Annotated in this window: 7 protein-coding genes; 5 read left to right on the plus strand and 2 right to left on the minus strand. The window is 42.1% G+C overall.

Annotated elements, in window-relative coordinates:
* Nucleotides 1–235: 235 nt before the first annotated feature.
* Nucleotides 236–445, minus strand: a complete 210-nt coding sequence (locus JGK14_RS33390) for a hypothetical protein (RefSeq protein ID WP_293277657.1) — start codon at nucleotides 443–445, stop codon at nucleotides 236–238.
* Between the two features lie 186 nt (nucleotides 446–631).
* Here JGK14_RS33390 and JGK14_RS33395 point away from each other — a divergent pair, with 186 nt between their 5' ends.
* Nucleotides 632–988, plus strand: a complete 357-nt coding sequence (locus JGK14_RS33395; RefSeq protein ID WP_293282318.1) for a hypothetical protein — start codon at nucleotides 632–634, stop codon at nucleotides 986–988.
* Nucleotides 989–1,262: 274 nt separating this feature from the next.
* Here JGK14_RS33395 and JGK14_RS33400 read toward each other — a convergent pair whose 3' ends face one another.
* Entirely contained in the window at nucleotides 1,263–1,949 is a 687-nt protein-coding gene (locus tag JGK14_RS33400) for an iron-containing redox enzyme family protein (RefSeq protein WP_293277659.1), read from the minus strand.
* A gap of 323 nt (nucleotides 1,950–2,272) precedes the next feature.
* Between JGK14_RS33400 and JGK14_RS33405 the strand changes: the two genes are divergently transcribed.
* The 4 genes from JGK14_RS33405 (at nucleotide 2,273) to JGK14_RS33420 (ending at nucleotide 5,542) form a co-directional block, all read left to right on the plus strand.
* The gene (locus JGK14_RS33405) at nucleotides 2,273–2,635 is read left to right on the plus strand and encodes a hypothetical protein (RefSeq protein WP_293277660.1); all 363 of its coding nucleotides are present in this window, start codon (nucleotides 2,273–2,275) and stop codon (nucleotides 2,633–2,635) included.
* 1,094 nt (nucleotides 2,636–3,729) lie between these two features.
* The gene (locus tag JGK14_RS33410) at nucleotides 3,730–4,080 is read left to right on the plus strand and encodes a hypothetical protein (RefSeq protein WP_293277661.1); all 351 of its coding nucleotides are present in this window, start codon (nucleotides 3,730–3,732) and stop codon (nucleotides 4,078–4,080) included.
* Between the two features lie 90 nt (nucleotides 4,081–4,170).
* Nucleotides 4,171–5,193: a GntR family transcriptional regulator gene (locus JGK14_RS33415; protein ID WP_293277662.1), complete on the plus strand. Its 1,023-nt coding sequence runs from the start codon at nucleotides 4,171–4,173 to the stop codon at nucleotides 5,191–5,193.
* Nucleotides 5,194–5,212: 19 nt separating this feature from the next.
* The gene (locus JGK14_RS33420; RefSeq protein WP_293224330.1) at nucleotides 5,213–5,542 is read left to right on the plus strand and encodes a hypothetical protein; all 330 of its coding nucleotides are present in this window, start codon (nucleotides 5,213–5,215) and stop codon (nucleotides 5,540–5,542) included.
* The last annotated feature ends 112 nt before the right edge of the window (nucleotides 5,543–5,654 follow it).

The following is a 5,654-nucleotide window of genomic DNA, read 5'->3' on the forward strand; positions in this document are numbered from 1 at the left end:
CTATTTTGGCATGAGGTTCTGACCATTCTTGTTTTTCTACCAATCTGTGTAAACAAGTGTGTCCTATCTTTACTCCTGTCTGAACTTCCATTTCACGGGGCAGCTTTTTCGTAGGAAAGATTAGCTATTTGACGGAGACAGCATTTTTCAAATAATGGAGATAATCGAGTAGATTTCTTGAACTCTAATTTTTGGGCCTGTTTTTCAGTAATTATTAGTTCACCAATACAGCTTTTTACTGTGCGCGGTCGTCCTTGTTCTGTTCCTGTTGCTTGTTTGATAAAAAAAAACCGATTTGTGGGCCCACTTTTTCAAGCCATTGTTTCCTGAGATGTTTTTCAATATTTTCCAGACTGGTCAGTTCACTTGGGGGTGTATTGTTATACAAAATTTTAGCAATTTCTGCCGTACAAGATTCCAACCGCTCTAGTTCTTCAGGGGTCATGGCTCTTTTTCTCAACTTTTTTTGACGCTTTTATTGATTTTAACTATTTTACACTTATTCCAATACCCCGGACTGTTTTTTGAGCAGCGACCCAAAGCCTCATTCTACCGTTAATATTTCACAGATACTGGAACCCAGAACCCGCATTCTACCGTTGGTTGTTATTCGGATATTTACAAAACCGGGATGCTCCCAGCGCTAAGCAAGACTCAGGATTATTACCGAATCAAGGGAACGCGCCTGGCAGAGGAGTCTGGGATATCGCAGCAGCACTGGAGCGAGTACCGAAACGGCAAAGCGGATGTGGTAACTGCGAAAGCTTCGGCTGCGCTGGAGGCAATGGAGAGAATTCATCCCGGTGCGATGAGTTATTTTTGCTGTTTGTTAATGAGTCAGTCGATCGGCAGCGACTTAAAAACGCTGATAGAGGTAGCGGACGAGGATCAACTGGAAGAGGCATTTGAGTTAATTGGTAAGCGAATGTTTCGCAAAAATACCGTTGAAAATAACTTTTCCAAGAGCGCTAAGTCTTCTGTTGCCTGAAGTCTAAGTGACAGACTAATTTATCTGGAACGGTGACGCAGCCATCGCATCACCGTAATTTTTAATTTCCTATAGATCAATACTTCGGACAGTTTTTTAACGACTCTGTAAGCGTTACAGCGTAAGCCCTGGCATTTTTAATGATTTTTTGAAACGAGCGGGTGAGACTTAAAGATTGAAAAAATAGTCATCCCTATAGCCATTAAGGGTTTGAGATACTAGATTAGATCTAAAACTGTCCGAAGTATTTATAGATCGACGCTAGTCGTATTGGTTATCTTGCAGCCACAAGTTCAGCAACTAAGGGTGTTTTCTCCTGGTCTTTATTGGTAGTAGTCCAAGAATCAAGCATCCGACCGTACAGCACGCTAGTTTCGTAAGCAATGCGGGCGTATTCTTTACCCTGTGCCGAATCTGGCTCGCACTGAGGGATGAGGTCGATGCCCATAGCTAGGTGGTCTAGGTCGATTTCGCGGTGAACGACCCAATAGCGGTTGGTTTTAAGGCCGATTCGAGCAAATACGGGAATGACCGCTGAGAAGAAATCGAAGCTCACACCCTCAGAAATCAGGTTCATGGCGATGACTTGGTGATCGTAGGATTCTCGCAACACCGAACGGAAGCAATAAGCGCTGACCGATTGGGTTTCCAGGGTAGGAGCTATGGAATTCGGGTTTTCTCCCGGCTGTAAGAACTCGTGCTTGTGCATCCAATCCAACAGTAGCGACGCGTGATCTACCTCTTCCGTGGCGTGGTGGGCGAAGCATCCTTGATACCGAAAGTCACGGCACATCGCATATCTCATGGCTAGCGATGCGGTAAAGTCGCTGGATTGGTGATAAAGTTGCCCGATCCAACCTCTAACATCACCTGGATTCTCGGATAAAGCTAGTTGCTTGTAAAAAGATCCAGACAGCAGGTTCTGGCGGTATTGCGCTCCCAAATCCAATAGCCACTTCATTGAAATTTCCTCTTTGCTCTTGTATGAAACACACTTGTGTATGGTACACCAGTATTGTAGTACCAGTCAAGCGGTAAATCTTCTAGATTTTGTGTTTCAGTTGTGGTAGAATCTGTTGTAAAGCTGTAAAGCTGCTCTTGTAGGCTAGGCTTGTAAAAGTGTGATAAGAAAATTAAATAAGCTGTTCGACATTCAAACTGCACTATTTGTAGCTCAGACCCCATGCTGTAAGGGGTTAAAGCAATAAATTTAAATGACTAACAGCTTATTTAGTTTTCTTAATAAAAAGTAACCCCAAAACCCAATTTATCAATTTTTTTTTGATGTTGCCAATTTCAGACCAGTTAAAAAATCAAGATGCGAGCTATAGCATTTTGCTAGTAAACAGCCAGAGACAAATTTCGGGGCTGACTCCAAGTTTGTTAAAAATCTGGAATATACCCGAACTTATTATCAGGTCGCTATCCGAGCACCTAGCGTTGCAGTTTGTTGCCGAACAATTCGACAATCCCCAAGTTTTTCTCAAGAACATGACAGAAATTTACGAGCAGACGCAGCTAGAAGTTCACGAAAAAGCTCAACTGAGAGACGGTCGCATAATAGAACGCCATTCTAAGCCGTTATGGGTTGAGGGAGAGTACGCAGGCAGGCTGTGGATATTTAAAATCAATACAGAAATTAAATAATCCGGGTACGCAGCACGATATAAATTAACATTGGGGGATATAGAACGGTCTTTGTACTGAATTTTATAAATTGCTTGAATGTCGAAAAGATTAATTAGTAAAAAAATAGTAAAAAACAAGCCAGAGTGCAGGAAAGACTCGTTTTATTCCCTGTTGTTGTGGATGCTGGTGTGTCGCTAATAATTATCGCTCAAATTACCGAGCAGATTAAGCTATCGATCCTGCGGGGTAATCTCAAGCCAAACCAGCCGCTACCACCGGGCTTTCGTTTCAGTTTGTCAAGATCGCTCATTTTTTTTCCACTACTTGTAATACAAACATACTGTTGACTGGGGTAGCAAGTCTAAAGGTTCTAAGCTGTTCGACATTCAAACTGCACTATTTGTGTGCCAGACCCCATACTGTAAGGGGTTGAGGCAATAGATTTAAATGACTAACAGCTTACCTTCCAAATTGCAATTATTTTTGATTTGAAAAAAAATGCCATCCAATATTTCTCTTTTAGTTTAGTTGCGAGGTAGAGCGATTCTCCTCAACTGTTGGTCAAAAAGAGGGGATAATTTTACCCCAAACCGGACGGGACGGACAACTAACCTGAAAACCTTTGCAGGCGATAATTCAGACGAAACGACCTCAACAAATAAATGAACTATAGCGGTTCTCAGAAAGATGAGGTATGTTGTTGGGCTTCAGCCCTCTTGGTTTAAGCGGTTATATAGGCTGTCAGTCATACCTCATCTTTTTGAGAAAGGCTATACCTCAACAAAGAGCTTTTGAGGCGAGCGTTATTTTTTCGGGTTGACACAATAGACAATCAGGGATTGTACTGATAGCCCGCGATGGGTCGATCGCCTGCGAGGTTAAAATAGTGCGATCATATTGTGTGCCTGCCTCCAGGACTGAATATCTCAAATGGGTTCAACAGCAGTACCAGTCAACCAGTGTTATCTGGGAATTTTTGTGTTTCAATTGTGGTAGGATGTATTGTAAGCAGGTAAAACTGCTCTTCTACAGTTGTAAAAGTGTAATAAGAAAACTAAATATTTATTTTTCTTAATAAAAAGTAACCCCAAACCTCAATCAATCACTTTTTGATGTTGCCAATTTCAGACCAGTTAAAAAATCAAGATGCAAACTCTGGAATTTTGTTAGTAAACAGCCAGAGACAAATTTCAGGGCTGACTCCCAGTTTCTTAAAAATCTGGAACGTACCCGAATTTATTCTCAGGTCGCTATCCGATCGCCTAGCGTTGCAGTTTGTTGCCGAACAATTCGACAATCCCCAAGTTTTTCTCAAGAACGTAACAGAAATTTACAAGCAGACTCAGCTAGAATCTCACGAAAAAGTTCAACTGAGGGACGGCCGCACAATCGAACGCTATTCTAAACCGTTGTGGACTGATGGGGAATACGCCGGGCGTCTGTGGATATGTAAACTTAATTAATGGATAGAAAAGTAACCACATAAAGCGGAGTGTAAACATAAATTTTAAGAGACAGGGCGCTTTTCCTACTGAATTTTAGAAATTGCTTGAATGTCAAAAAGATTAATTACTAAAATAGTAACAAATATGCCAGCTTACATGAAAGACCCTGTTTTACCACCTATTGTTGTGGATGCTGGATCGCCTCTAACAATTGCCGCTCAAATTACCGAGCAGATTAAACTATTGATTGTACGGGGCAATCTCAAGCCGAATCAGCCGCTACCACCGGGAGTTCACTTAGCAAAGCATTTGGGAGTTAACCACAACACTGTAGCCTTGGTGTATAACGAACTGATTAATTCAGGATATTTGATAGGCCACCGGGGCAAAGGAACTTTTATCGCAGATTCCCAGTCTGTCAAACAAATAATGGCTCGGAAAAGCTTCTACGACTTGCTCGATCAAGCTTTTCGTTCTGCATCTCAAAGTGGGCTGAGCGTGTCGGAGTTTTCAGCAGCGGCTTACGCTCAAGCAGTCCTGATCGAGCGCCATCAAATCAACGTAGCATTTGTGAATTTTTTCCCAGATAGTATCGATATTGGCAGCAGCATTCAATCTGCAACCGGGTTAGCTTTAGTATCAATTGATTGGAACACGTTAAAAAATAAGGAAGCAGAATCAGTTCAACAGTTGTTGGCGGCAGATTTGGTGGTAACAACTATTAAAAACTTGTGGGATGTAGCGAAGCTGGCAGATCCCAACAAAGAAATAATCGGAATTGACGTGCAACCCGATATGCAATTGTTAAGCTGTATTTCACCGCTGCCCCGCAATGCCAAGCTGTTATTCGTATGTAAAGAACAAATTAGCAGCGAAGCGATGAAGGAGATAATCGAGTACAACGTGCATCACGTAGAGTCAGAAGCAGTTACCCTCGAAACCGTTCAAAATAATAAATGCGACCTGGATCAATTTGATTTGATAGTCTGTTCGAGTCAAGTAGAGAGTCGGTTGAGTAAATACGTCCCCCAAAACTTGAAAGTAATGACTTTTCGTATCGCCATAGATCCGATAAACTTGTTGGTACTTCAAGCTCGTTTGGCTGCTGTTGAAATGGAAAAGTTAATGTAATCCGAATCTTTCCAAACTTGTGAAACAACTCGAACTTTTCCCAGAATTCAAATCCAACTATCCGAGTCGGGCATCTAAATTGGCGATGAGCGCTGATGCCCTACATTCTTGGAAAAACCGAATTTTCGAGTGTCAGCAATTTGCTAGCACGCCCGCAACCGCAGCATGGAACTTTATTCGAGTTAACTCCCAATCCTTGCTACTCCGATACCCTCGACCCTTTTACCCTGCAACTTCACCGAAAAACGAGCCCGGCGTGCCTCTGGCTTTAGACATGAGGAGGAAGTCGGCAGCGGTTTCAACCGCCTTTAATATTTATTTACATAATGGATCTAAAGATTTGTTATAATTAGATTGTAAGTGTGCGATTCGTTTAGCCGAAACTGAGTAACAATACTTGGGGGATGACTAGGATGACTATAAAGTCATAATAACTGGATACACATCTGGGTGCGGGTCAT

Source organism: Microcoleus sp. PH2017_28_MFU_U_A, assembly GCF_020738035.1.
Lineage (GTDB): Bacteria > Cyanobacteriota > Cyanobacteriia > Cyanobacteriales > Microcoleaceae > Microcoleus.